Annotated in this window: 14 protein-coding genes; 13 read left to right on the forward strand and 1 reads right to left on the reverse strand. The window is 67.5% G+C overall.

Features of this window, described 5'->3' with window-relative positions; all coding sequences use genetic code 11:
• The first annotated feature begins 310 nt into the window (after positions 1-310).
• The 7 genes from ACWIGM_RS06840 to ACWIGM_RS06870 all read left to right on the forward strand — a co-directional run bounded on the left by ACWIGM_RS06840 (position 311) and on the right by ACWIGM_RS06870 (position 12236).
• Positions 311-1096 (forward strand): IclR family transcriptional regulator, encoded by a 786-nt coding sequence (locus tag ACWIGM_RS06840; RefSeq protein ID WP_454025139.1) that lies wholly within the window; start codon positions 311-313, stop codon positions 1094-1096.
• Positions 1093-4941, forward strand: coding sequence for a hydantoinase B/oxoprolinase family protein (locus ACWIGM_RS06845; RefSeq protein ID WP_454025140.1), 3849 nt, complete (start codon positions 1093-1095; stop codon positions 4939-4941). The genes ACWIGM_RS06840 and ACWIGM_RS06845 overlap by 4 nt, the downstream gene beginning before the upstream one ends.
• A gap of 49 nt (positions 4942-4990) precedes the next feature.
• A complete protein-coding gene (locus ACWIGM_RS06850; protein ID WP_454025141.1) occupies positions 4991-6664 on the forward strand; it encodes an OPT/YSL family transporter in 1674 nt (557 codons plus the stop codon).
• Between the two features lie 58 nt (positions 6665-6722).
• Positions 6723-7394, forward strand: a complete 672-nt coding sequence (locus tag ACWIGM_RS06855; protein ID WP_454025142.1) for an AroM family protein — start codon at positions 6723-6725, stop codon at positions 7392-7394.
• A gap of 188 nt (positions 7395-7582) precedes the next feature.
• Positions 7583-10411 (forward strand): xanthine dehydrogenase family protein molybdopterin-binding subunit, encoded by a 2829-nt coding sequence (locus ACWIGM_RS06860; protein WP_454025143.1) that lies wholly within the window; start codon positions 7583-7585, stop codon positions 10409-10411.
• On the forward strand, positions 10408-10953 hold the full coding sequence (locus ACWIGM_RS06865) for a (2Fe-2S)-binding protein (protein ID WP_454025144.1): 546 nt from the start codon (positions 10408-10410) through the stop codon (positions 10951-10953). The genes ACWIGM_RS06860 and ACWIGM_RS06865 overlap by 4 nt, the downstream gene beginning before the upstream one ends.
• Before the next feature lie 5 nt (positions 10954-10958).
• The gene (locus ACWIGM_RS06870) at positions 10959-12236 is read left to right on the forward strand and encodes a cytochrome c (RefSeq protein WP_454025145.1); all 1278 of its coding nucleotides are present in this window, start codon (positions 10959-10961) and stop codon (positions 12234-12236) included.
• Between the two features lie 15 nt (positions 12237-12251).
• On the opposite strand, the gene ACWIGM_RS06875 is transcribed toward ACWIGM_RS06870, so the two are convergent.
• Positions 12252-12731, reverse strand: coding sequence for a MarR family winged helix-turn-helix transcriptional regulator (locus tag ACWIGM_RS06875; protein ID WP_454025146.1), 480 nt, complete (start codon positions 12729-12731; stop codon positions 12252-12254).
• A 147-nt stretch (positions 12732-12878) separates the two neighbouring features.
• On the opposite strand from ACWIGM_RS06875, the gene ACWIGM_RS06880 reads away from it, so the two are divergent.
• From ACWIGM_RS06880 to ACWIGM_RS06905, 6 genes are all read left to right on the forward strand, one after another.
• Positions 12879-13628: an alpha/beta hydrolase gene (locus tag ACWIGM_RS06880; protein WP_454025147.1), complete on the forward strand. Its 750-nt coding sequence runs from the start codon at positions 12879-12881 to the stop codon at positions 13626-13628.
• A 165-nt stretch (positions 13629-13793) separates the two neighbouring features.
• Complete coding sequence (locus ACWIGM_RS06885) at positions 13794-14378, forward strand: ANTAR domain-containing response regulator (protein WP_454025148.1); 585 nt, start codon at positions 13794-13796, stop codon at positions 14376-14378.
• Positions 14375-15421, forward strand: a complete 1047-nt coding sequence (locus tag ACWIGM_RS06890; RefSeq protein WP_454025149.1) for a CmpA/NrtA family ABC transporter substrate-binding protein — start codon at positions 14375-14377, stop codon at positions 15419-15421. Before ACWIGM_RS06885 ends, ACWIGM_RS06890 begins: the two co-directional genes overlap by 4 nt.
• A 302-nt stretch (positions 15422-15723) precedes the next feature.
• Entirely contained in the window at positions 15724-17043 is a 1320-nt protein-coding gene (locus tag ACWIGM_RS06895) for a CmpA/NrtA family ABC transporter substrate-binding protein (protein ID WP_454025150.1), read from the forward strand.
• 3 nt (positions 17044-17046) lie between these two features.
• Complete coding sequence (locus ACWIGM_RS06900; RefSeq protein ID WP_454025151.1) at positions 17047-18258, forward strand: NAD(P)/FAD-dependent oxidoreductase; 1212 nt, start codon at positions 17047-17049, stop codon at positions 18256-18258.
• A 2-nt stretch (positions 18259-18260) separates the two neighbouring features.
• Positions 18261-20957: a molybdopterin-dependent oxidoreductase gene (locus tag ACWIGM_RS06905; protein WP_454025152.1), complete on the forward strand. Its 2697-nt coding sequence runs from the start codon at positions 18261-18263 to the stop codon at positions 20955-20957.
• Positions 20958-20978 lie beyond the last annotated feature (21 nt).

Here is a 20978-nt window from a genome sequence, read left to right on the forward strand (position 1 = left end):
CGCGGGTCGTCCGGGGACCGCAGGCAGACCCGGGATCCAAGCCCGAACCTTTCCAATCGAGGTTCCTGGCTGGATCGCAGATTTTCGCTTCACTGCATCCGAGGCGACATCGCGCTCTAGATCCAGCTCGGGCGCTTGGCGGCGCGCATGATCGCGACCGGCCACTCGGAACACTTCCCGCCACGAACGATTCGAACCGCCAGAGGCCCGCTGGCGACACAAACCGTCTTGACTCACCGTCAGCTCAGAGTATTGTTCCTTTAATTGCAACTTAAGTTCTATTTTTTGGAACTTCCTTGGAAGCGACCGGATGTCCATCCTGACGGCAGCCGCAGATGTGCTTCGTTGCTTCTCCAGCACGCGTCACGACGTGACCGTGACCGACCTCGTGACCCTGCTCGGCATGCCAAAGAGCAACGCCTCGCGCCTGCTGCGAGCGATGCGCGACGAAGGGCTTCTGGAGACGGTCGGCGACAGCAAGCGCTATCGCCCGGCGCTGCTGCTGGCGCAGGTCGGCCAGCTCTACCGTTTCGCCGCCTCGCTGATCGACCGCGCCGACGGCGTGGTCGGGCGTGCCTCCGACATGATCGGCCACACCGCCTATGTCAGCGTCCGCCGCGGCACCGAGATCGTTGCCGTCACCGCCCATCCCGGCCGGCATGCGCTGCGGGTCGTCACCGCGATCGGCGACCGCATTCCGGCCTTCGCCTCCAGCACTGGTCGTGCCCTGCTCGCAAGGCTGTCCGATGAGGAGGTGCGCGCGCTCTACAAGGACGGGTTCGCCGCCCCGTCGCAGACCGCCCCGCGCGACATGGGCGAGCTGCTGGCGCGGCTTGCCGAGGTCCGCAGCGCCGGCTTCGCCGAATCCCATGACGAGGCGGTGCGCGGCGTGCACGCCATCTCGGTCGGCGTCGGCGATCCTGCCACAGGCGACGAGGTCGCGCTCTGCATCTCCTTCCCGGCCGCGACGGTCGAGCCGGGTGAGCGTCTTTCCATCATCCAGTCTCTGTCCGAAGGCGCCGCCGAAATCGCGGCCCTGACCCAGGACAAGCGCTTCTTCCCCTTGAACCTCTCAAACGCGGAGACTGCTCCATGAGCAATCGCTGGCGCATCGGCTTCGACATCGGCGGCACCTTCACCGACTTCATCCTCTATGATGGGCAGGAGCGCTCGGTCCTCCTGCACAAGCGCCTGACCACCCCGCACGACCCGTCGGAAGCGGCGCTGATCGGCCTTGGCGAACTCGTCGAGATGGCCGGGATCACGCTCGCCGATGTCGGCGACATCGTCCATGGCACGACACTCGTCACCAACGCCGTGATCGAGCGGAAAGGCTCCAGGCTCGGCCTGATCACCACCAGGGGCTTCCGCGACATCCTCGAAATGGGGACCGAGCAGCGCTACGACATCTACGATCTCTTCCTGACCTTCCCCGATCCGCTGGTCTCGCGCGAGCATCGTCTCGAAGTGCCCGAGCGCATGGACCGCGACGGCAAGGTCGTGACCGCGCTCGATGCGGACGCCGTGCGCAAGGCCGCCCGCGAGCTCGCCGCCGCCGGCTGCGAGGCGATCGCGATCTGCTTCCTCAACAGCTACCGCAATCCCGCCCATGAGCAGGAAGCCGGCTGCATCGTCCGCGAGGCCTGCCCGGAGCTGACCGTCTCGCTGTCGAGCGAGGTCGTCGCCGAGATCTGGGAGTACCAGCGCTTCGTCACCACCGCCGCCAACGCCTATGTTCAGCCGCTGATGCGGCGCTATCTGGAGCGGCTGGAGCGCGAGCTTGCCGCCCGCTCCTTCACTGGCGCTCTCCGGCTGATGCATTCGGCCGGCGGCCTGGTCTCGCCCGAGACGGCCCGCACCTTCCCGATCCGCTTGCTCGAAAGCGGCCCGGCCGGCGGCGGTCTCGCCACGGCGCTGTTCGGCGAGCTCGCCGGCCACAAGGACGTGATTTCCTTCGACATGGGCGGCACCACCGCCAAGGCCTGCATGATCGAGGACGGCCGCGCCGAGATCGCGCCGATGCTGGAAGCCGGCCGCGTCAACCGCTTCGCCAAGGGCTCAGGCCTGCCGATCAAGGCGCCGGTGATCGACATGATCGAGATCGGAGCCGGCGGCGGCTCGATCGCGGCGATCGACGAGGTCGGCCTGCTCAAGGTCGGCCCGCATTCGGCCGGCTCCGATCCCGGCCCGGCATGCTACGGCATGGGCGGCGTGAAGCCGACCGTCACCGACGCCAATCTCGTGCTCGGCTACTATGATCCCGGCTTCTTCCTCGGCGGGCGCATGGCGCTCGATCTGGAAGCAGCCCGCAAGGCCGTCTCGACCGTCGCCGAGCCACTCGGCCTCTCCATCGAGGAAGCCGCCTGGGGCATCCACAAGGTCGTGGTCGAGAGCATGGGCGCCGCCGCCCGCGTCCATCTCGTCGAGAAGGGCAAGGACCCGCGCCATTACGCCATGGTCGGTTTCGGCGGCGCCGGCCCGGCGCATGCGGTCGACGTCGCCCGTGTCCTTGGCGTCAAGCAGGTCATCATCCCGCCGGCCTCCGGCGCAGCCTCGGCGCTCGGCTTCCTCGCCGCGCCGCTCTCCTTCGATCAGGTGCGCTCGCTGCCGGTCGAGTTCTCCGAAGGCTTCGACGCCGCCGCGGTCAACCGCGTGCTGACCGAGCTGGAAGAAGAGGGCCGCAAGCACCTGATCGAGGCCGGTGTGAAGCTCGCCGACGTCACGGTCGAGTGCTCGGCCGATATGCGCCTCGTTGGCCAGATGCACGACATTTCCGTGCCGCTGCCCGCCGGGACCATCGACGCATCGAGCCTGGAAGCGATCCGCGCCGCCTTCAGCAAGGCCTATTCGGCCCGCTACACCTCGGTCTACGAGGGCGCGCGGCTGGAGGCGATCAACTTCCGCGTCCGCTGCGCCGGCCCGGTGCCGACGCTCTCGCTCTCCGGCGCAGCCGGCGGCGGCGACGCCATGGCCAAGGTCAAGGGCAGCCGCCGGGCATGGTTCGAGGGCGGCTGGAGCGAGGCCGAGGTCTACGACCGTTACGCCCTGCGCGCCGGCGACACCATCAAGGGCCCGGCGATCATCGAGGAGCGCGAGGCGACCACGATCGTCCCACCCAGCGACAGCGTCACGATCGACGACGTCCTGAACCTGATCATCCATGTCGGCCAGGCCAATGCTGTCGAGACCACGATCACCGCCGACATGCCGCTGGCCGAAGCTGCGCGCCGCATCGAGGCCGATCCGATCTCGCTCGAGATCATGTGGAGCCGGATGATCAATGTCGTCGAGGAGATGTGGCTGACCGTCTGCCGCACCGCCTTCTCGCTGGTGATCTCGGAGGCGCAGGACTTCGCCTGCGAATTGCTCGATCCCGAAGGCGAAACGCTGGCGCACTCGCCCCGCGCCATGCCGGTCTTCAACCTGACGCTGCCGCGCGCGGTCAAGGCTCTGCTGGAGCGCTATCCGGCCGAGACGCTGAAGCCCGGCGACGTGCTGATCACCAATGATCCCTGGCTCTGCGCCGGCCATCTCTTCGACATCGCGATCGTCACCCCGGTCTTCCTGGGGAATCGCGTCGTCGGCCTGATGGGCACGGTCGGCCATGTCTCCGACATCGGAGGCACCAAGGATTCGCTGCGGGCTCGCGAAATCTACGAGGAAGGCTTCCAGATCCCGCCGATGAAGCTCTACGAGGCCGGCAGGATCAACGAGACGCTGGTCCGGCTGCTCGCCGAGAACGTGCGCAACTCCGAGCAGGTGCTCGGCGACCTCCACTCCTTCGTCGCGGCCAACGCCATCGGCGCCGAGCGGTTGCAGTCCTTCCTCACCGATTACGGCATGCAGGACCTCAGGGCGCTTGCCCATGTCGTGCAGAGCCGCTCCGAGAAGGCTATGCGCGAGGCTATCCGGGCGCTGCCGGATGGCACCTATCACGGCACCGTCTCGAACAACCCGCTCGGCACGCCGATGACCTATCCGCTGGCGCTGACGGTCAAGGACGACACCATCCATCTCGACTTCGCCGGTGCGCCGCCGCAGCTGCCGCAGGGCGGGCTGAACTGCACGCTCAACTACACGATGGCGCACGCCACCTACCCGCTGAAATGCATGCTGACGCCGTCCGTGCGCGGCAATGCCGGCTGCTATCGCGCCTTCTCGATCGACGCGCCCAAGGGCTCGATCCTGAACTGCGACAAGCCGCTGGCGGTCAATTTGCGCACCCGCACCGGCTGGTATCTGGCGCCGAACATCTTCCGCGCCTTGTCGCAGGCGGCGCCGAAGCAGGTCCAGGCTTTCACCGGGCTCCCCGTCGCGGCCAGCGTCTATGGCCGCGACCAGGCCGGCGACACCTATTCCGACATGCTCTTCGTCGGCGGCGGCCAGGGCGGCTCGGCCCATGGCGACGGCAAGTCGGGCCTGCTCTACCCGACCTCGGCGGCCAACACCTCGATCGAGACCTTCGAATCGCGCGTGCCGGTGCTGGTGGTCGAGAAGACCTATCTCACCGACTCCGGCGGTGCCGGCCGCCAGCGCGGCGGCCTCGGCCAGCGGGTGCGCCTGCGCAAGCTCTCCGATGATGGCCTGCCGACCTTGGTCTCGCTCTACCCGGAGGGGGTCAACAACCCGATCCCGGGTCTGTTCGAGGGCAAGGCCGGCGGCGCCGCCTCAGGCCGGGTCATCGACGAGCAGGGCCATGTGCTGAAGGACGTCGGCACCGGCGAGCTCGTTCAAGTCAAGCAGCCGCTTGAGATCGTCGAGCTCGTGCTCGCCGGCGGCGCCGGCTACGGCCCGGCTTCCGAGCGCCCGCGCGAAGCGATCGCCCGCGACATCGCCCTCGGCCTCGTCTCGCAGGAAGCGGCCAAGCGCGATTACGGCATGCATGCCGCCCATGCCTCCCAGGATGTCGGCGAAGCCAAGACCGGCATCCTTGTTGCCTGACTGATCAAGCAAAAGACGCCCGCTGAGGGCCAATAAGGGGATTTAAGGCATGACGACGCAAAATGACGGGGTGCCTCAGCGGCACCCCAGCCTGTTCGAGCCGGCAACGCTGGCGCTGATCGCGATCCTCTGCGTCTTCGGCGCGATCATCGGGATGCAGCTGCTGGTGTCGCTCGGCATTACCGCCAACACCTCGCTGATCGGCGCGCTCGCCGCCATGGCGCTGGCGCGCGTGCCGCTCGCGATCTTTGCGCGCTATCGCTCGATCCACGTCCAGAACCTGGCCCAGAGCGCGATCTCCTCGGCCACCTTCGGCGCGGCGAACAGCCTGCTGCTGCCGGTCGGCATCCCCTGGCTGCTCGGCCGGCCGGACCTAGTGCTACCGATGCTGGCCGGCGCCTTCTTCGCCATGCTGCTCGACGCCTACCTGCTCTACCGGATGTTCGATTCCCGCGTCTTCCCGGCGACCGGCGCCTGGCCGCCGGGCGTCGCCGCCGCCGAGGCGATCAAGGCAGGCGACGAGGGCGGCCGCAAGGCGGTGCTGATGGGCGTCGGCTTCGTCACCGCCATCCTGATTGGCTTCGTCAAGGTGCCGCTGGCCTGGATCGGCTTTGCCGGCTCGGCCGCGATGTCGAGCATCCCGATGTCCGCCTTCGGCGTCGCCTTCATCGGCAACATCTGGGCGCTGGCCATGTTCGGCATCGGCCTGTTGCTGCGCGGCTACTCCAGCCAGATCTTCGGTGGCCCGCTCTTCGAGACGATCATTCCGAAGGGCGACCTGATGGCCGCCTATATCCCGCACGGCTTCATGATCGGCGCCGGCCTCGTCGCACTGCTTCAGGTCGGCTTGCTGCTCTTCCGCCGTGATGAGGCGCAGAAGCAGGCCGAGGCCGCCTCAGGCACCTCGGATGCGCAGGTGAAGCGTGCGCTCGGGCTCGGCACGATCGGCTATCTCGTCATCGCCGTCTTCATCGCTCTCGTCGGCGGGCTGATGACCGACATGTCGATCGGCATGCTGATCCTGTTCGTGCTCTACGCCGCCTTCGCGGCCTATGTGCACGAGCTGATCGTCGGCCTCGCTGCGATGCATTCGGGCTGGTTCCCGGCCTTCGCGGTGGCGCTGATCACCCTGATCATCGGCATGCTCCTGGGCTTCCCGATGCCGGCGCTGGCACTGCTCGTCGGCTTCTCGGCCGCGACCGGTCCCGCCTTCGCCGACATGGGCTACGACCTCAAGGCCGGCTACCTGCTGCGCGGCAACGGCGCCGATCCCGCTTTCGAGCGCGAAGGCCGCCGCCAGCAGCTCTTCGCCGCGATGTTCGCCTTCGTCATCGCCGGCGCGGTCGTGCTGGTCTCTTACCAGTCCTTCTTCGACCGAAATCTCGTCGCCCCCGTCGACAAGGTCTATGCCGCAACGATCAAGGCTGGCGTTGCGCCCGGCGTCGCCTGGCAGCTCTTCCTCTGGGCGATCCCCGGCGCGATCCTGCAATTCGTCGGCGGGCCGAAGCGGCAAATCGGCGTGCTCTTCGCCACCGGCCTCCTGATCAACTTCCCGATGGCGGGCTGGGCGGTGCTCGCCGGCATCCTCTGCCGGCTCATCTGGGAGAAGCTGCGCGGCTCCAGCGGCGAAGGCGATATGGAGGTCTTCGCCGCAGGCGTCATCGCCGGCGACGCGATCTTCTCGTTCTTCGACTCCGTCCTGAAGAACTTCAACAAGCCCTGAGGGCACAAGGCCCGGGCCGGGACTGGCCCGGGCCGCTCTCATCTGGGAGGAAGCAGCCATGGCCAAGCTCGGCACCCTCACCATCGGCCAGGCGCCGCGCTCCGACATCACACCGATCCTCGATGCGGTGCTGGGCGCCGAGCTGTCGCGGCTGCACGCCGGCGTGCTCGACGGGCTGTCGCGCGAGGAGATCGCCCAGGACTTCGCGCCCGAACCGGGCGGCGCGCTCCTGATCACCAAGCTGCTCGATGGGACCTCGGTCGTCATCGACCGCCAGCACACCGAGCGGGCCGCGCAAGCCAAGCTTTCCATGCTCGAAGCCGCCGGCTGCAGCACGATCCTGATGCTCTGCACCGGCCATTTCGCTAGCCTGCGCACGGAGCGTGCCCGGTTGATCGAGCCGGACCGCATCCTGCCGCCGACGGTCGCGGCGCTGGTCCAGGATGGCAAGCTCGGCATCATCGTGCCGCTCGCCGAGCAGATCGCCTCTGAGGCCGGGAAATGGGCACCGCTCGCCCGTCCACCGATCTATGCCGCCGCCTCACCCTATGGTGGCGACGGGCCGTCGGTTGTCGAAGCTGCCGAAAGCCTCGCCGAGCACGGCGCGCAGATCCTGCTGATGGACTGCATGGGTTTCGTCGAACGCCATCGCCAGGAGGCGGCTGCAGCGGGCCCGCCGGTCATCCTGTCGAACGCACTGATCGCCAAGATCGTCTCTGAAGTGGTTTGAGGCGCACCATATGGCGCCGGCGGGGTGAAGAGGTCCGCCGGCTGTGAACGTAGTCACGCGCAACGCAACGTTCACTCAACTTCAGCTTCACATCAGACCAATTCGAGTATCCCGTATACGCGCCTGACGTGTGCCCATAATATCGGCAGCAGAGCAGAGTCGGCTCGTCAGCGAGCGGGGTGTCCGGCGTGAAGACAGGTCTGTCCCGCAGAGGTTTCCTCCAGGCCGGAGCCGCCGGCGTCGCGATCAAGATCTCGCTGCTGCCTTCGGCCACCCAGGCTGAATTGATCGAGACGCCGCCGCGCCCCGGAGCTGATTGGCTCTCTGCCGGCGGCAAGCCGAAATACCGGCTGGATGCCATCGCCAAGGTCACCGGCGGCAAGACCTTCACCCGGGATTACCGCGCCCGCGACCTCGACGGCTGGCCGAAGGAGCAGGCGCACGCCTTCATGCTCCACGCGACGCGGGTCGACCGCGTCTTCGACGGCGTCGACCTTGCCCTGCTCGGCGATGACCTCAAGCCCGATCGGCTGGTGCTGCAGGAGGACCTCATTGCCGACGGCGTCGCGATGCCGGCGCCATGGCCGGGCTTCTATGGCGACGTCTTCTTCGTGCCGAAGGGCCAGACGGCGCGCCTGCTCGGCCAACCTGTCGCCATGCTGATCTATCACGACTTCGCCCGCTACGACGCGGCCAAGCGCAAGCTGCGCTTCAACGACAAGGTCGTGCGCTATGGCGCCGAGGGGCCCCCGACCACGCCCGGCCCCTATGGCGCGGCGCGCTATGTCCGGATCGACGGCGGCAATCCCGATGCCGAGGATCGCTATTCGGCGCTGAAAGACACGACAATCCGCGCCGGCTTCAAGGGCACCGAGCCGCAATGGCCTGCACCCGGCGACGGCGACGCCATGGCGCGCGGAATGGCGGCGGCGGCCGAGATCGAGCGCGAGATCGCCAGTGCCGGCGACGACGTGCTGGTGCTGCGCCGCTCCTATTCGACCCAGTCCGCCGATGCCTCCGCCATGGAGGCCGACAACGGCAATGTCTGGTACGAGCGCAGCAGCGGCGTGCTGCATGCGCTGATCGCGACGCAGTCGCCGCATGAGGTCGCCGAGATGGCGGCCCAGATGCTGGCGAAGTCGAAGTTTCCGCTGGGAAGTATCGACCTCAGGATCGGCTACACCGTCGGCTACGGCACCAAGGACCACGCGCTCTTCCCGTTCTTCTGCGTGCTCGCCGGGCTCTATGGCGAGGGCCGCCCGGTCCGGCTCGCCAATGACCGCTACGAGCAGTTCCAGACCGCGCTGAAGCGCCATGCCTTCCAGATGGAGAAGGTCATGGTGATCGACCGCAAGACCGGCAAGTTCCGGGCGATGACCGGGCGCTACCAGAACGATGGCGGCGGGCGCGAGAACTTCTCGGTCTCGGTCGGCACGGTCGGCGCGACGGCGGCGCAGTCGATCTACTATCTGCCGAAGAGCGATTTCTCCGCGGCGATCCTGTCCTCGCGCGCAGTCGATGCCGGCTCGATGCGCGGGTACGGCACGCTGCAGACCATGGCGGCGACCGAGATGATGGTCGACGAGGCGGCCGAGGCGCTCGGTCTCGACCCGATGGAGTTCCGGAAGCGCAATGCGCTGAAATCCGGCATGAAGAACTCGCAGGGCGCGATCCCCTCGGGCGCGCTGCGCCATGACGAGATCCTGGCGAAGGCGGAAAAGCATCCGCTCTGGACAAACCGGCAGAAGCGCAAGGCCGAGTTCGAGGCCAACAATCCCGGCAAGAAATACGGCGTCGGCTACGGCCATGTGCACAAGGATTACGGCACGGGCGCCGAGGCTGCGCTCTGCGCGCTCGAATTCGATGCGAGCGGGCGATTGAAGCTCTCGCATGTCGCGCATGAGATCGGCACGGGCGCCACGACCTCGCAGGCGGTGATGGCCGCCGCCATCCTCGGCAAGCAGCCGGACGAGACCGTGTTCGGCAAGGTGCGCTGGCCGCAAATGCCGCTGGAGACCACCGACGAGCCCTATACGCTGTCGCAGGAGGAAGAAGACAGGCGGATGGCCAATCCGCGCTGGACGCCGAGCTTCACCTCGCCGATGAGCGCCTCCAACAGCGTCTACTATCTCGGCCATGCAACGCGTGAGGCGGCTCGCATCCTGGTCGATCTGACGATCTGGCCGGCGGCGCGCTCGCTCTGGTCGCGCGGCATCGGCGGCGGCCAGATCGCGCCGGAAGCGGTACGGCGCGAGGATCTGCGTGTCAGCAATGGCGGGATCACGGCGGCGGCGATGCAGCCGCTGTCCTTCGCCGCGATCGCGGTCGAGGCGCATCGGCTCGGCCTCGTCACCGGCATCACCGTGCACAGCTTCAATCGCTGGCAATGGGCCGAGGCCGAGTTCGACTTGCCCGGTACCGGGCGGCGGCGCTTCGCCATCGATGCGCTGTCGCTGAAATACGGTGACGGGGCGCCGGCCGAGCGCAAGGCGCTGATGACTGAAGGAGGCTGGCATTTCGTCGAGCGCGCCTCGGTCGCCTACCCGCCGGCGCAGCGCAACAATGCCGGTGTCACCTATTACGCGCCGATGGCGACGCTCGCCGAGATCGTCGTCGACACCGCCAGCGGCGAGGTCAGCCTGCTCTCGCACCACTCCATCCTCGAATGCGGCAACCAGATCGTGCCCGAGCTGGTCTCCGGCCAGATCCAGGGCGGGCTCGCCATGGGCATCGGCCACGCGCTGAAGGAGTACCTGCCGCTCTATGAGGATGGGCCGGGCGACGGCACCTGGAACTGGAACCGCTACGAGTTGCCGACCTCTGGGGACGTCGCGGTCTGGAAGCAGACGGCCGAGGTGCTGCCGCCGCTCTCGGACACCGATCCGCCCAAGGGCATGGCCGAGGTGGTGATGATCGCGGTGGTGCCGGCGATCGTGAACGGCGTCGCCCACGCGATCGGCAAGCGCTTCTACACCCTGCCGCTCACGCCGGAGAGGATCAAGGAGGCGCTGGCATGACGATCCCGACCAAGCAGCTCTCCCTGACCATCAACGACAAGGCCGTCGGTCCGATCGACGTGCCCGAGACGATGATGATGCAGGACTTCCTCTACGAGTACCTCAACCTGACCGGCTCGCGCATGGGCTGCGGCCAGGGCATCTGCCATGCCTGCACTGTGGTGCTGGAGAAGGCGGACGGCTCGATCGAGGAGATGCGGACCTGCATCACCGGAGCGCACTGGTTCGCCGGGCGCAAGGTCCGGACCATCGAGGGGCAAGCCAAGCGCGACGCCAATGGCGCGATCACGCAGCTCTCGCCGGTCCAGCAGGCCTTCATCGAGCATTTCTCCTTCCAGTGCGGCTATTGCACCCCGGGCTTCGTCACCGGCGCGACGGTGCTGCTCGACCAGCTCAGGCGCAACCCGGTCAAGCGCGAGGCGCTGGAGCAGGTGATCAGCGAGGCGCTTGACCGCCATATCTGCCGCTGCACCGGCTATGTTCGCTATTTCGAGGCGGTGCGCGATCTCGTCCTCAGGACTCCCGGCTTGGTGAAGGCGTAAGGCTGATGGCGAGGAAGTTGCTTCTGGCCGCTTTGGCGGTCGCTGTCGTCGGTGCGCTCGGGGCTGGGGCCGTCTTCCTCGGTCTGTTCGAGCGCAGCGTAGTCGCCAAGGAGATCGAGCAGCCGTTATCGGCCGAGCAGATGAAGACGCTCGCCAAGCGCGGCGCCTATGTCGCCGTCGCCGCCGATTGCTATGCCTGCCATGTCGTCAAGGGCGGCGCGCCCTGGGCCGGCGGCCTGCCGTTCGAGACGCCGCTCGGGACAATCTTCTCGACCAATATCTCGCCCGACAAGGACCATGGCATCGGCAACTGGACCCGGGCCGAGTTCCACCGCGCCGTGCGCGACGGCGTCGGCAAGCACGGCCATCTCTATCCGGCCATGCCCTATGCCTCCTATCGCAAGCTGACGGCTGATGATGTCGACGCGGTCTACGCCTTCCTGATGAGCCGCGAGCCGATGAAGGTGGCGAACAAGGCCAACCACATGCCCTTCCCGCTCAACATCCGGCAGGGGCTGACCTTCTGGAACCTGGTCAACCTGTCCTCCGACACGAAGACCGAGGTCGCCGGGCGCTCGCCGATGTGGAATCGCGGCCGCTATCTCACCGATGCGCTCGCCCATTGCGGCGAGTGCCATACGCCGCGCAACCTCGCCATGGGCATGAAGGAGAGCGCCTATCTCCAGGGCTCGGAGCTCGAAGGCGTGATCGCACCGGATATCACCAAGGCCGGGCTGGCGCGGATGGGTTTCGATCCGCTGGTGTTCACAGGCTTTATGAAATCGGGCATCTCGGCGCAGGGCGCCATGACAAACCAGATGTTCGAGGTCGTCCACTTCTCGACCCAGTACTTCACCGCCGAGGACCTCGCGGCGATGTCGGCCTATCTCTTCGACCTCGACAAGCTGCCCGAAAGGGCGACCCCGCCGGCGCCCCCCAAGCCGGTCGCCGTCTCCGCCGAGGTCGCGGCTTCCGCCCGCGCCAGCTATCTCGCCGTCTGCGCCAGCTGCCACGGTATGGACGGACAGGGCATCCCGCATGTCGTGGTGCCGCTGGCGACCAATGCCTCGCTGCGGCTGGCCGATGCGCGCAACCTCAACAAGGTCATCCTGACCGGCATCCCGGCCCAGCGCTTCCCGGGCTTGGAGCGGATGCAGCCGATGCCGGGCTTCGCCGGGCAGCTCTCCGACCAGCAGGTCGCCGACCTCTCCAACTGGCTGCGAGCGAACTGGGGCGGACAGCAGCCGAGCGTCACGGCCGACGAGGTGAAGCGGCTGCGCTGACCCGGCGCCCCCGGCTTACTTGCTGTCGCTGTCGGCAGGAACCGCGTCGCTATCGGCGACCGCCTTGCGCATACCTTGCCTGAGGTCCTGGACGGTTTGGTTGAGCGCGATCATCTGGGGAATCTCGAAGCCGGAGTTTCGCAGCAGGGCGTCGGTGAGGCAGCCGGTCTTTGGATGAAGCTCCCGGCCCTGTTGGGTCAGGTGGACCTCGACCAGGCGTTCGTCGATCGTGCTGCGCCGCCGCGAGAGGAAGCCGGCGGCCTCGAGGCGCTTGACCGCGGGCGTGATCGTGCTCGGCTCCAGCGCGAGGCGCTCGGCGATGGCGCTGATCGTCAGCCCGTCGCGCTCCCACAGCGTGCTCAGCACCAGATACTGCGTGTAGGTCACGCCGAGCGCATCGAGCATCGGCTTGTAGACACGCTGGATGGCGAGCGAAGCCGAATAGATCGAGAAACAGAGCTGGCTGTCGAGCGGCAGGGTCGGGGCGTCGGTCATGGCGGGCTCCGGGATCGGCTGAAGGGTCTCTGTCGAGAAAAATAATATCGCGATAAAGAAAACGCTTTACAAGCTCGAATCGGCTCCGTATGAGAATACATACTGCGATAATGATTATCGCGAATAGCTCAACGAAAGGAGCCCGCCATGACCAAGTCCCTGACCGCCGCTGCCGCCTCCCTCGCTGCTTCTCTCGCCGGCACCCCCGCTCTGGCTGCCCCCGCCGTGAAGAACGTCGTCCTCGTCCATGGCGGCTTCGTCGATGGCTCCGGCTGGCAGGGTGTCCACGCCGTCCTCAAAGCCAAGGGCTACAACGTCACCATCGTCCAGAACCCGACCACCTCGCTCGCCGACGATGTCGCCTTCACCAGGCGCGCCATCGCCCGGCAGGACGGCCCAGTCGTGCTCGTCGGCCACTCCTATGGCGGCGTCGTGGTCAGCGAGGCCGGAACCGATCCGAAGGTGAAGTCGGTGGTCTACATCGCCGCCTTCGCGCCCGATCAGGGCGAATCCGTTTCCTCGCTGATCGCCAACCCGCCTCCGGGCGCCGCAGTCCCGCCGATCCTGCCTCCGGTCGATGGCTTTCTCGCCCTCGACAAGGCCAGGTTCGCTGCCGCCTTCGCCGCCGATGTCGACTCCAGGACCGCCGCCTTCATGGCCGACTCGCAGGTGCCCTGGGGCGTCGCGGCCCTGACCGGCGCCGTCACCAACCCGGCCTGGAAGGTCAAGCCCAGCTTCTACCTCGTCGCCAGCGACGACCGCATGATCCCGCCTCCCGCCCAGCGCCAGATGGCCAAGCGCGCCGGCTCCACCGTCGTCGAGACCAAAGGCAGCCACGCCGTCTACGTCTCCAAGCCCAAGGCCGTCGCCGACATCATCGAACTCGCCGCAAAGTGAGACGGGCGCCGGATCGCGCCTCGACGCCGACCCAACAACCAAAGCGGGCCCAATCGGGCCCGCTTCGCTCTTGTCCTCACCGCTCGAAGCCAGCGGCATCGGGCCTTCTCCGGCTCTGGCGCGAATCCTGCTTCCCCAGGCAGGAGGTATCCGCGTTCACAGAGCATGACGTCAGACATCAAGATCCTGGTTGTCGATGCCAACCCGATCCGGGCGGCCATCATCGAAGAGGGGCTGCGGGAGGCCGGCTTCGGCGCCATCGTCCGGCTCAGCGAGACCAGGGGACTGGTCGCGGCGATTGCCCAGCACGATCCCGATGTCGTGGTGATCGACCTCGAAAACCCCAGTCGCGACGCGCTCGCCGACATGTTCCAGGTCAGCCGTCATGTCCGGCGGCCGATCACCATGTTCGTCGACCAGTCGGATGCCGGCCAGATCGAGGCCGCGGTCGAGGCGGGCGTCTCGGCCTATATCGTCGACGGCCTCAGGAAGGAGCGGATGAAGCCGATCCTGCAGACCTGCATCAGCCGCTTCAACGCCTTCAGCAAGCTGCGCGAGGAACTCGACGAGGCCCGCTCGCAGCTCGACGAGCGCAAGCTCATCGACCGTGCCAAGGGCATCGTCATGCGCCTGAAGGGGTTCGGCGAGGACGAGGCCTACGCCCTGATGCGCCGCACCGCGATGAACGAGAAGCGCAAGCTCGCCGATATCGCCCGCTCCATTATCACCGCCGCCGAGGTGCTGAAATGACCCTGCGCCTGCGGATCGGATTCCTGCCGCTGGTCGACGCGGCGCTACTGGTCGCTGCCGCCGATACCGGCATCGCGCAGGCGCACGGGCTCGTCCTCGACCTGGTGCGCGACGTCTCCTGGTCGAACCTGCGCGACCGCCTGCATGTGCGCCTGCTCGACGCCGCGCACATGCTGGCGCCGGCCGCGATCGCCTCGACGCTCGGCATTGGCGGCGTCACCGCGCCGATGGCGGCCCCGATCCTGTTGAACCTCAACGGCAATGCCCTCACGCTCTCGCTGCGGCGCTTCGAGGAGATGGCGCGCGTCGCGAAGGGCGACTTGGCTGATCCGTCGGTATCGGCGCAAGCGTTGGCGCTGCTCGTCTCCGACCGCAAGGCCTCCGGCCTGCCGCCGCTCGCCTTCGCTACGGTCTTCGGCTTCTCCTGCCATACCTATCTGCTCCACGACTGGATGGCGCTCGCCGGCCTGCGCCTCGGCGAGGACATCCGGCTCGCGATCGTGCCGCCGGTCCGCACGGTCGAGGCGCTCGCCAGCGGCGAGGTCGACGGCTTCTGCGCCGGCGCGCCGTGGAACACCCTGGCTGTGGAGGCCGGCGTCGGGGCGATCCTGCATTGCGGCATCGATCTCATGCGCAACTGCCCGGAAAAGGTGCTGGCCTGGCGCGCCGACGATGTCGAGCGCCGCCACGACGCGGTTTCGCGCCTGAACGCAGCATTGATCGAGGCCAGCGGCTGGGCATCCGATCAGGCGAACTGGCCCGGCCTCGCCCGGTTGCTCGCGGCCTCCGATCGCCTCTCGACATCTGCTGCCTTGATTGAAGCGATCCTGCGCGGCGAGATCATCCAGGGAGGCGGTCGGCCGCCCCGGCAAGTACCGTCCTATATCCGCTTCGATGCCGCTGCGATCCGCCCTGATCCCGCTCACGCCGACCTCCTGCTCGCCGCAATGGCGCGCGCCGGACAGGTTGCGGTCACGCCGGAATTGACCGCGCAAGCCCGGGCGATCTTCACCCCGCTCATCACGGAAGTGGCAGATAGATGAATTTCTAGGCACGCTTAAAAATTAAGCAGATGCGTTAGAATTGTGCGATGCACAAAAGTGAGCGGCGCGAACCAGCCTCCGTGAGATTCGACGATAAATTGAAATAATTCAAAAGCTTGCCGCTCGCTCGCGAGTTGGCACGGTCCTTGTAACGATCGATTCGACCGCGGCCAATGCTGCCCGCGCGCAAGTTCGAAATCGGAACGCACAGCAACGCCGCTGTCGAAGGGAGCCCGGCAGGGCGCTTTCGCGCGGCGTTTTCGTTTTCGCGGCCCCCAACCGTTCACGAGGAAAAGCGATCGATGACCGAGACCGTCAAGACCAGGGTAGCCGTTCTCCAGGCCGGGCCGAGCCGTCGCGACTTTCTCAACCTGACCGGGGCGGCCGCCGTCGCCGCTGCCGCCAAGCTGAGCTTTCCGAGCGGCGCCTTCGCGCAAACTGCGGGCCCCGAGATCAAGGGCACGCGCCTCGGCTACATCGCCCTGACCGACGCGGCGCCGCTGGTCATCGCCAAGGAGAAAGGCCTCTTCGCCAAATACGGCCTGCCCGACATGGACATCGCCAAGCAGGCCTCCTGGGGCGCGACGCGCGACAACATGGCGCTCGGCTTCAAGAACAACGGCATCGACGGCGGCCACATCCTGCGGCCGAAGACGCACCTCTATTCCACCGGCAAGGTCATGCAGAACGGCCAGCCGCTGCCGATGTACACGCTGCTCAATCTGAACCAGGACGGGCAGGCGATCTCGGTCTCCAACGAGTACAAGGACCTCAACGTCCAGAAGGACGCCTCGCCGCTGAAGCAGGCCTTCGAGCGCAAGAAGGCGGCCGGCAAGGAGCTCACCGCCGCCATGACCTTCCCGGGCGGCACCCACGATCTCTGGATCCGCTATTGGCTCGCCGCCGGCGGCATCGACCCCGACAGCGAGATCAAGGTGATCGTCGTGCCGCCACCGCAGATGGTGGCGAACATGAAGGTCGGCACCATGGACTGCTTCTGCGTCGGCGAGCCCTGGAACGAGCAGCTCGTCAACCAGAACATAGGCTACACCGCGCTGACCACCGGCGAGCTCTGGTTCCGCCATCCCGAGAAGATCCTGGGCATGCGTGCCGATTTCGTCGACGCCAATCCCAAGGCGACGCAGGCCATCCTGATGGCGGTGATGGAGGCCCAGATGTGGGCCGACAAGATGGAGAATCGCCAGGAACTCGCCGAGATCGTCGGCAAGCGGCAATGGTTCAACGTCCCGGTCGGCGACATCAACAAGCGCCTGCAGGGCGACATCAATTACGGCAATGGCCGCGAGGTGAAGGGCACCAACCTCTACATGAAGTTCTGGGGCGAAGGCGGCACCGTCTCCTACCCCTGGAAGAGCCACGACAGCTGGTTCGTCACCGAGAACATCCGCTGGGGCAAGTTCGACACCTCGACCGACATCAAGGCACTGGTCGACAAGACCAACCGCTCGGATCTCTGGTCGGAGGCTGCCAAGACCTTGGGCGTCGCCAACGCCGCCAGCGGCGCCTCGCGCGGTGTCGAGACCTTCTTCGACGGCGTGAAGTTCGATCCGGCGGCGCCGCTCGATTACCTCAAGGCGCTCAAGATCAAGCGGGTGGCCTGAGCTATGGCCGAGCCGCTCGTCATCATCGGCAAGGGCATGGCGGCGACCAGGCTGGTCGACGAGCTCAGCCAGCGCGCGCTCGGCCGCTATTCCATCGCGGTGATCGGGGCCGAGCCCAGGCTCGCCTACAACCGTGTGCTGCTCTCGCCGCTGCTCGCCGGCGAGATCGGCGAGCCTGAGATCGAGCTCAAGCCCGCCGCCTGGTGGCAGGCGCGCGGCGTCTCGATGCTCTACGGCAAGCCCGTCACCGGCATCGACCGCGCGGCGAAGAGCGTCACGCTGGCCGATGGGCTGACCCTGCCTTACGGCAAGCTCGTACTCGCCACTGGCTCGCGCCCTTTGATGCCGCCGGTGCCCGGGTTCGAATTGCCCGGCGTCGCGACATTCCGCGACGTCGCCGATGTCGCGCTGTTCCGGACCGTCGCCGCGACCGGCGCGCGCGTCGTGGTAATCGGCGGCGGCCTGCTCGGACTGGAGGCGGCCTACGGGCTGGCCAGGATCGGCGCCAAGGTCACGGTCCTGCATCTCGCCGACCGGCTGATGGAGCGCCAGCTCGACCGCGAAGGCGCCGGCCTGCTCGCTGCCGAGATCGCGGCCCGCGGCATCGACATCCGATTGAACTGCACGGCCGAACGCTTCGTCGGTAACGATCGGGTCGAGGCGGTGGAGCTGACCGATGGCAGCACGATCCCGGCCGACCTCGTCGTCGTTGCCATCGGCGTGCGCCCGCGTGTTGATCTCGCGGTAGCGGCAGGGCTCGACGTCAATCGCGGCGTCGATGTCGACGATGGCCTCGCCAGCAGCGATCCCGCGATCTTCGCCATCGGCGAGTGCGCCGAACATCGCGGCCTGGTCTATGGTCTGGTCGAGCCCGCCTATGAGCAGGCCCGCGTGCTGGCGACGCGCCTTGCCGGAGGGGTGGCGCGCTATACGGGCTCGCTGCTCGCGACCAATCTCAAGGTCTCCGGCGTCAGCGTCTTCTCGGCCGGCTCCGTCGAGCCGGAAGAGGACGACGAAGTCCTGCTGCTGCGCGACCCCGCCATGGGGGTCTACCGCAAATTCGTGCTGCGCCAGGGCCGGCTCGCCGGCTGCGTCCTCGTCGGCGATACCGCCGGCGCGCTGTTCTATCTCGGCCTGATCCGCTCGCAGCAGGACATCTCGCCGATCCGTGCCGACCTGCCCTTCGGCGAAGCCTATTGCGCGAGGGCGGCCTGATCATGCGCCACGACGCCCCGCTCGCCGGTCCCGTCCCGACACGCACCACCTGCCCCTATTGCGGGGTCGGCTGCGGCGTGCTCGCGACGCCGGACGGCAAGGGCGGCGCGGCGATCGCCGGCGATCCCGACCACCCGGCCAATCGCGGACGGCTCTGCTCGAAGGGCTCGGCGTTGGGCGAAACGCTCGGCCTCGATACGCGCGTGCTGCACCCGCTGAAGCGCAATGCCCGTGGCGCCTATGACCGGGTGTCCTGGGACGAGGCGCTCGACGCGATTGCAGCCGGGCTCAAGGCCATCGTCGAGCGCTATGGCCCCGAAGCGGTCGCCTTCTACCTCTCCGGCCAGCTCCTGACCGAGGACTACTACGTCGCCAACAAGCTGATGAAGGGCTTCATCGGCTCGCCGCATGTCGACACCAATTCGCGACTCTGCATGGCCTCGACCGTCGCCGGCCATCGCCGTGTGCTCGGCTCCGACACGGTGCCCGGCTGCTATGAGGATCTCGACAGCGCCGATCTGATCGTGCTCGTCGGCTCCAACACCGCCTGGTGCCACCCGATCCTGTTCCGCCGCATCCAGCACAACCGGGCCGAGCGCGGCGCCAAGGTTGTCGTAATCGATCCGCGCGTCACCGCGACCGCGGAGGATGCCGACCTCGTCCTGCCGCTGAAGCCGGGCTCGGACAGCGCGCTCTTTGCCGGTCTGCTGGTACATCTCGCTGACGCCGGCCTGCTCGAGCGCGGCTATATCGAGCGTCATGTCGCCGGCTTCGATGCAGCGCTCGCCAATACCCGCGAAATCGCTCCCGATCTGGCTGCCGTCGCGGCGCTAACCGGTCTGCCGCAAGCGGATATCGCCAGCTTCTACGCGCTCTGGGCCGGCATGCCTGCCGTCGTCACCGCCTGGAGCCAGGGCGTCAATCAGTCGGCGCAGGGCACCGACAAGGTCGCGGCGATCCTGCATTGCCATCTCGCCACGGGTCGCATCGGCAAGCCCGGAGCCGGCCCGTTCTCGCTGACCGGCCAGCCCAATGCGATGGGCGGGCGCGAGGTCGGCGGCCTCGCCAACATGCTCGCGGCCCATATGGGCTATTCGCCGACCGAGATCGACCGCGTCCGCCGCTTCTGGGACGCGTCGCGGATGACTCAGGCCGAGGGCCTCAAGGCCGTCGCCATGATGGACGCTGTCGCCGAAGGCCGGATCAAGGCGATGTGGGTGATGGCGACCAACCCGGCCGTGTCGCTGCCGCGGGCCGACGCGGTTCAGGCTGCGCTGCGCGGCCTCGATCTCTTCATTGTCTCCGAGAACGTCCTCTCCAACGACACGCTCGCCGCCGGCCCGCACTACATTCTGCCGGCCGCCGCCTGGGGCGAGAAGGACGGCACCGTCACCAATTCCGAGCGCCGCATCTCGCGCCAGCGCAGCTTCCTCCACCTGCCCGGCGAGGTCAGGCCGGATTGGTGGATCATCTGCGAGGTCGCTGAGCGCCTCGGTTTCGAAGCGGCGTTCGACTATGCCGGCCCGCACGAGATCTATGCCGAGCACGCGGCGCTGTCGGCCTACGAGAACGAGGGCAGCCGCGACTTCGATATCGGTTCCCATGCCGAGCTGACGCGCTTCGCCTACGACACGCTGCAGCCGGTGCAGTGGCCCGCCCCCATCGGCAAGCCGGAGGGCACGGCCCGGCTCTTTGCCGAAGGCAGCTTCTTTACCGCCGATCGCAAGGCGAAGCTGCAGCCGCTCGCTGTGCCTGCGCTCGCCGCCACGACCAGCGAAGCCTTCCCGCTGCTGCTCAACACCGGCCGTGTCCGCGATCACTGGCATACGATGACGCGCACGGGCCTCAGCGCCCGGCTCTCGGGCCATATCGCCGAGCCGACCGTGCTGGTGCATCCGGATGACGCATCGCACTTCGGCCTTGCCGAGAAGGGCTTCGCCCGGATCGCGACCGCTCACGGCGCCGCCGTGCTCAAGGTCGCGCTCGACCCGGGCGCTCAGCCTGGATCGCTCTTCGCGCCAATCCACTGGTCGGCCGAGAATGCCTCCGACGCCCGCATCGGCGCCGCCGTCCAGCCACTGACCGATCTCTTCTCCGGCCAGCCCGAGATGAAGGCGACGCCGGCCTCGATCGCGCCGGTCTCCTTCCGCTCGCGCGGCTTCCTGCTCGGCGCCGACGGCTTCGCGCTGCCGGAGGGAAGCTGGTGGACGCGCATCGCCGTTGAGGGCGGGCAGGGCCGACTCTTCGCGACACAGGCTGACGCCGGCGAACTCATGCAGCTCGCCCACGGGACCTTTGGAACCGAGGGCCTGCTCGAAATGGTCGATGCCGAGCGCGGGCTCTATCGCTGCGCCCTGATCCGCGATGGCCGGCTCGCAGCCGCCCTGTTTCTCGGGCCGGATCATGACGCGCCCGTCTGGGATGCGGTCAAGTTCGCCTTTGCCGGCGGTGAGGTCGATCCCCGCCAGCGCCTGGCGTTGCTCTCCGGCCGCAGCCTCGATGGCGCCGCCGACCAGGGGCCGACGGTCTGCGCCTGCTTCGGCGTCGGGCTGAATGCGATCCGCGCCGCCTTCGCCGAGGGCGCGGCCATCACGGTCGAGGATATCGGCCGCAAGCTGAAGGCCGGCACGAATTGCGGTTCGTGCCTCCCCGAAATCCGCCGCATCGGCGCGCAGCAGCGTGTCCAGGTGCCGGCATGAACGCACCGATCGATCATGGGA

The organism is Allobosea sp. NPDC055332, assembly GCF_053645455.1.

What these genes read in the sequence shown, in the direction of transcription:
- ACWIGM_RS06905 (WP_454025152.1), top strand. Translation starts at nt 18,261, where the DNA reads ATGCGCCACGACGCCCCGCTCGCCGGTCCCGTCCCGACACGCACCACC.
- ACWIGM_RS06870 (WP_454025145.1), top strand. Translation starts at nt 10,959, where the DNA reads ATGGCGAGGAAGTTGCTTCTGGCCGCTTTGGCGGTCGCTGTCGTCGGT.
- ACWIGM_RS06865 (WP_454025144.1), top strand. Translation starts at nt 10,408, where the DNA reads ATGACGATCCCGACCAAGCAGCTCTCCCTGACCATCAACGACAAGGCC.
- ACWIGM_RS06850 (WP_454025141.1), top strand. Translation starts at nt 4,991, where the DNA reads ATGACGACGCAAAATGACGGGGTGCCTCAGCGGCACCCCAGCCTGTTC.
- ACWIGM_RS06895 (WP_454025150.1), top strand. Translation starts at nt 15,724, where the DNA reads ATGACCGAGACCGTCAAGACCAGGGTAGCCGTTCTCCAGGCCGGGCCG.
- ACWIGM_RS06885 (WP_454025148.1), top strand. Translation starts at nt 13,794, where the DNA reads ATGACGTCAGACATCAAGATCCTGGTTGTCGATGCCAACCCGATCCGG.
- ACWIGM_RS06855 (WP_454025142.1), top strand. Translation starts at nt 6,723, where the DNA reads ATGGCCAAGCTCGGCACCCTCACCATCGGCCAGGCGCCGCGCTCCGAC.
- ACWIGM_RS06875 (WP_454025146.1), bottom strand. Translation starts at nt 12,731, where the DNA reads ATGACCGACGCCCCGACCCTGCCGCTCGACAGCCAGCTCTGTTTCTCG.
- ACWIGM_RS06890 (WP_454025149.1), top strand. Translation starts at nt 14,375, where the DNA reads ATGACCCTGCGCCTGCGGATCGGATTCCTGCCGCTGGTCGACGCGGCG.
- ACWIGM_RS06880 (WP_454025147.1), top strand. Translation starts at nt 12,879, where the DNA reads ATGACCAAGTCCCTGACCGCCGCTGCCGCCTCCCTCGCTGCTTCTCTC.
- ACWIGM_RS06900 (WP_454025151.1), top strand. Translation starts at nt 17,047, where the DNA reads ATGGCCGAGCCGCTCGTCATCATCGGCAAGGGCATGGCGGCGACCAGG.
- ACWIGM_RS06845 (WP_454025140.1), top strand. Translation starts at nt 1,093, where the DNA reads ATGAGCAATCGCTGGCGCATCGGCTTCGACATCGGCGGCACCTTCACC.
- ACWIGM_RS06840 (WP_454025139.1), top strand. Translation starts at nt 311, where the DNA reads ATGTCCATCCTGACGGCAGCCGCAGATGTGCTTCGTTGCTTCTCCAGC.